This is a genomic window from Streptomyces sp. NPDC005962 (assembly GCF_040629205.1).
In the GTDB taxonomy this organism is placed as follows: Bacteria; Actinomycetota; Actinomycetes; order Streptomycetales; family Streptomycetaceae; genus Streptomyces.
Genome location: NZ_JBEXVE010000063.1, coordinates 1 through 5,066, shown reverse-complemented (window position 1 = coordinate 5,066; position 5,066 = coordinate 1). Strand labels below are relative to the sequence as shown.

General features: G+C 72.0%; 5 protein-coding genes and 2 pseudogenes. All 7 read left to right on the top strand.

Features of this window, described 5'->3' with window-relative positions; genetic code table 11:
* Positions 1-383: transposase (locus ABZ370_RS43930; RefSeq protein WP_358634194.1), on the top strand; the 383-nt coding region annotated here is incomplete at its 5' end.
* A gap of 367 nt (positions 384-750) precedes the next feature.
* The gene (locus ABZ370_RS43925; RefSeq protein WP_358634191.1) at positions 751-1,392 is read left to right on the top strand and encodes a DUF4232 domain-containing protein; all 642 of its coding nucleotides are present in this window, start codon (positions 751-753) and stop codon (positions 1,390-1,392) included.
* A 223-nt stretch (positions 1,393-1,615) separates the two neighbouring features.
* A pseudogene (casA, locus tag ABZ370_RS43920) lies at positions 1,616-2,616 on the top strand (type I-E CRISPR-associated protein Cse1/CasA); the annotation flags it as partial.
* On the top strand, positions 2,556-3,344 hold the full coding sequence (locus ABZ370_RS43915; protein WP_358634189.1) for a type I-E CRISPR-associated protein Cse1/CasA: 789 nt from the start codon (positions 2,556-2,558) through the stop codon (positions 3,342-3,344). The pseudogene casA and the gene ABZ370_RS43915, both read left to right, overlap by 61 nt.
* A pseudogene (casB, locus tag ABZ370_RS43910) lies at positions 3,341-3,844 on the top strand (type I-E CRISPR-associated protein Cse2/CasB); the annotation flags it as partial. The gene ABZ370_RS43915 and the pseudogene casB (ABZ370_RS43910), both read left to right, overlap by 4 nt.
* 44 nt (positions 3,845-3,888) lie before the next feature.
* The gene (casB, locus tag ABZ370_RS43905; protein ID WP_358634186.1) at positions 3,889-4,509 is read left to right on the top strand and encodes a type I-E CRISPR-associated protein Cse2/CasB; all 621 of its coding nucleotides are present in this window, start codon (positions 3,889-3,891) and stop codon (positions 4,507-4,509) included.
* Positions 4,510-4,587: 78 nt separating this feature from the next.
* Positions 4,588-5,052 carry a type I-E CRISPR-associated protein Cas7/Cse4/CasC gene (locus tag ABZ370_RS43900; protein ID WP_358634183.1) on the top strand — a complete coding sequence of 155 codons (465 nt, stop codon included), beginning with the start codon at positions 4,588-4,590 and terminating at the stop codon, positions 5,050-5,052.
* Positions 5,053-5,066 lie beyond the last annotated feature (14 nt).

Genomic DNA, 5,066 nt, shown 5'->3' with positions numbered 1-5,066 from the left:
GCTTCGCCACCAACACCGCCAGCACGCCGATAGCGCACCTGGAGCTGCGGCACCGCCAGCAGGCCCGGGCCGAGGACCGCATCCGCGCCGCCCGCGACACCGGCCTGCGCAACCTGCCCCTCCACCACACCGCCCAGAACCAGGTCTGGCTGGAGATCGTCCAGATCGCGCTCGACCTGCTGGCCTGGATGCCCATGCTCGCCCTGACCGGCCCCGCCCGGCGATGGGAGCCCAAGCGCCTACGGCTGCGGCTGTTCTCCGCCGCCGCCCAGCTCGTCACCACCGGCCGCCGCCGCATCCTCCGCCTCGCCCGCCACTGGCCCTGGACCAACGTGGTCACCAGCGCATTCGAGCGACTCCAAGCCCTGCCGAACCCGGGCTGACCAGCGACAACCACCTGTCCCGACGAGCACCCACCGCCCCCGGAGCCGTGGAACCCGGCGCCCACCCGGCACGACAGCCGGGCCGCCAGCCTGCCCACCCGCACAAATCTCCGCCCCGAACAAGCGGAAAGGGTCCGCCAGCAAGCTGACGGACCCTCATGCAAGATCGAGGCTAAATAACAATGTCACTGAGTGACATGTAGCGCAAGCCCGGGCGCGCACGGTCAGCCAGCGGCACGCGACACGGCGTTGGGACGCGCCGCTTGACTGTGCCGTAGCGGCATGGTGTCCAGTGCTGACGGCGTCAGTACCGCTCAGCGGCTTGCATCTGATGTCGAGCCCGAACCACCACCAAAAGGAAGTCGTCATGAACGTCACCCCCCTCCGCCGCACTCGCGGCGTCCGTATCGCCGCTGTCTCGACGCTGGCCGTCGCCGCCCTGTCGCTCACCGCGTGCAGCGGGGACGGGGGCAGCGGCTCGCGGAGCAGCGGCAAGGCCGATTCCACGGCCCCCGCCGCGAACGGCAGCGAGATCAAGGGACAGGCCGGCAAGTCGGACAAGGACCCGAACTCGACGGGCACAGGCTCGAACAAGGCGCTCGGCGACTGCGACATCAACAAGACGGACTTCGACGTCCAGAAGGTCAAGCAGCCCGTCAACCACATGCTGCTCAAGGCAACCAACAAGTCCGGAGCGGAATGCAAGCTCGTGGGCTTCCCGACGCTGAAACTGGGCAAGAACGCACAGGCCGCCACCGAGGTGATCGAGGAGAGCCAGCCGCAGTCCGTCAAGCTCCTCTCGCCAGGGGAGAGCGCGTACGCCGGGATCACCACCTCCACGACCGATGGCTCGGGCGAAGGGGGCGGGAAGGTCGACTACCTCGAGGTGTCCATCGACGGCAACGAGGCCGGCAAGAGCGTCGATCTGCCCGGCGGCTCCGTCTACACCGACAGCGGCGCCAAGGTGACCTACTGGCTGGACACCCCGTCCCTCGCCCTCCGCTGGTAACCCTCCCCTCCCCCGACCACTCGGGCGGCGTTGAACCGTTCGCCCCGATGCCCCGTTGTGCCTGTGAAGCTCAGGCAGTGTCGTCCCCGCACCCGCGGGGGGGAGCTCCGTATGGCAGCGACTCTCCCTCTTCTCTCCCCGGGTCGTCCCCGCATCCGCGGGGGATCGCCCCGCCCGTCCGTGCCCCGGGGAGGCACCGGGCACGCAGAGGAGAAGGCCCACGATGGAGGCGACGACGGGTGATCTTGTCGAGGAAGGCTGGCTGTCGGCTGTCGGCTGCCGGCTGTCGGCTGTCGGAGTGGACGGTGCCGTAACTCGGCCAGGCCCACTGAGGGCGCTGACGGACGCGCACACAGTGCGACGTCTGGACGTGGCGGCGGCGACGATGGCGCCCGCGGTGCTGCGTCAGCTCTTGCTTCCGGTGGTGCTGGACACGCTGGGGGCTCCCCGTACGCGCCGGGAGTGGGCCGGGCGGTTCACTGAGGGGCGGTTCACTGAGGGGCGGTTCACGCCCGAAGAGTGCGAGCAGCTCACCGACTACCTCACCGCCCGCTACTGTGGCACATTCCGTCTGTTCGACGATGAGCGGCCCTTCGGCCAGGTCGCGGGGCTCAAGGCGCTGAGCGGGGAGGCGAAATCCGCCACGCTGCTGGTGCCGTCGATCGCGTCGGGCAACAACGTGCCGCTGTTCAGCGCGTTCAGCGACGCCCACCCCCTGGACCTGACGGTGGCTCAGACCGCGTTGTGGCTGCTGCACGTGCAGTGCTGGGACACCGCCGGCATCAAGACCGGGGCCGTCGGCGACCCCCAGGCCAAGGCCGGCAAGGCGACGGCCAACCCGACCGGGCCCCTCGGCCGGCTCGGCGTGATCGTCCCGACGGGCCGGACCCTGTACGAGACGCTGATGCTCAACACCCCGATCCTGCCCTGCGGCCTGGACGCGGCGGACCGTCCGCAGTGGGCGTCGGACGAGCGTCCCGAGACGCCGGGCTGGGCCTCCCCCGCCGAACCCTGGTGGTCCGTTCGGGACGCCGGCGGGCTGCTGGACCTGCTGACCTTCCAGTCCCGCCGAATCCGTCTGATCAGCCGGGAGACCGGTGTCAAGGACCACGGGTCCGCCACGTCGTCGTCTGCGCCGGGGACCGGCTGACGGGCACTCCCGAATGGGAGCCGCACACCGCGTGGCACCACACTGCGAGGCCGAAGGCCGGACAGGCGCCGCGCCGCCCGCGTCGGCACCAGTCCGGGCTCACGGCCTGGCAGGGCCTGGGCCCCTGCTCGCACTCGCCGTCCCCGACGACGGCCCCCGCACATCACCGCTGCTGCGGCAGATCGGTGAACTGCGGGCCGACGGCGCCCTGGCCGCCGACTACCCGCTGGGGGTGGAGATCTCCGCCCTGGAATACGGCAACCGGTCGGCCGTGGTGGAGAACTCCATCGCCGACACTCTCCCCCTGCCCACCGCCGCTCTGGTCGCCTCCGACAACCGTCTGCGGGCAGCCCTGCTGGAGTGCGCGAACCAAGCCGACCGGGCCGGCCGTGCCCTCGACGGCCTCCACGCCGAACTGCGGCGCGCCGCCGGCGGGAAGCCCCCCCCCAGGGACCGGGGCGAGTGGCCGTCGGCACGCCTGCTGCACGGCGTGGATCCCGCCATGCGGCGTCTACTGAACGGGCTGCGCACCATCGGCGGCGATGACACCCTCCTGGAGCGTGCCCAGGAAGCCTGGGAGCTGACGCTGTTCGCGACGGCCGCGCGGGAGGCGGAGCTACTCCTGGCGGCCGCGCCGACCCGGGCCGTGGTGGGGCGGGTGGAAAGGGCGGGCGGCAAGGAGCTCGTCTTCCGCAGCGGCAAGGCCACCGCCGTCTTCCGCGCACAGCTCGAAGAGATCCTGCCGCGGGCCGCCGACGCGCGGAACAACCAGCGGAACAACCAGCGGGAGAGTGCCGCGTGAGCACCGCGCCCCCGGCAGCCGTACGACGGCACCGGCCCTTCTTCCGGGAGGAGTTCGCGCGGCAGACCGCCACCCGCCGCCCGACGTGGGGCGAGCGCGGGCTGTGTGCCCTGCGGGACGGGCTGGGCAGCGAGCCCGGAGACGCACCGGCCATGCGCCACCTCCACCGCGTCGAGCTCACCGACAGCGAGCGGAACGGCAACCGGCCGCCCGGCACCTACCGGGCCGAGCACACCGCGCTCACTCTGTACGGGCTGCACCAGGCGGCCGGGGCTGCCCCGGCGCACCGCCCGGGCGTCGGCCTGGGCACCGCCGTTCGGAGCCTGCACGACGGAGCGTTCTCCAGCGGTGCCGGTGCCGGTGCCGGTGCTGTGGAGCGTCGGCTCATGGCGGCCGCGTCCGCCCAGGACCTGGAGGAACTCGTACAGCACCTGCGCGGGCTGGCGCCCTTGCTGCGACGCGCCGCCATCGGCCTGGACTACACGCGCCTGTACCGCGATCTGGTGGCGTGGCAGACGCCGGACAACGGCCGGGTCCTGCGGGCGTGGGGCCTGCAGTACACCGCCCTGACATCGTCCGGGAACCGGTCGCTCGCGACGACAGTGGCAGCCAACGCTACTGGTCCGCCTTCGTCCCCGGACACCCCCGTGCCGGAGCCGACCTGGCGGCACTGCGCTCCGGCGCGGGCCGTGCGGCCGGCACTGTTCCCGCGATGTGGCCCTTCTACCGCGCCCGCATCGGCACGCCTCTGCGTGACAAGGGCGCCCTCACCCGCGATCTCGTCGCCGAACACGCCGCCCTCACCGTCTTCGGCCCGCACCAGCAGGGACATACCAGCACGCTGCACGTTCCGGGCATCACCCCCGGAGACGCCTGCCGCGCCCTGCTGGCCCGCGGCCCGGACGCGGACCACACCGCGGCGGATCGCACCGCGATCGAACGCCGCCTCGGCGCGCTGCTGACCTCGCTGGACGCCGGGGAACTGGCCCAGCACCTACGCGGACTCGTCCCACTGCTGCGCCAGGCGGGCATCGGCCTCGATTACGACGACCTGTGCCGGGCCCTGCGGTACTGGGACGACGCACGGCGCCCGGACGAGCAGCCGCGGATCCGCGACCGGTGGGACCGGGGCTTCCACACCGCCCCCGCGGCCCCACGGGCCTGACCGGACTTCCTGGCGCGCGGCCCGCTTTCACGCATTCCGTGCCGCGCGCACCCCGACCCGCTTCGAAAGGAGCCCGTGATGACCGAGCCCACACTGTTCGTTGAAGTGCACATCCTGCAAAGCCTGCCGCCGTCCAACATCAACCGGGACGACTCCGGCACGCCGAAGCAGGCCCTTTACGGCGGTGTCCGCCGGGCGCGGGTCTCTTCCCAGGCCTGGAAGCGGGCCGCCCGCATGGAGTTCGCCACGTCGGAGCCGGCCGAGACCCGGGCGACGCGCACCAAGCGGATCGCCGCTCTGCTCGCCGAACGCCTCTCCCTGACCACGGACAAGGGCGGTGCCGGACTCGACGACGCGGGCGCGAACCGTCTGGCCGCCGCGCTACTCGCGCCGCTCGGCATCAAGAAGTCCGCCAAACAGGAGGAGCAGCCGGCATACCTGCTGTTCTTCGGCAAGCGGCAGCTCGACAACCTCGTCGAACCACTGGACGGCCGGGCCGGGAAACTCCTCGCCCTACCGGACGAGGACCTCGCGGATCTATGACTGGGCTCGCGTCG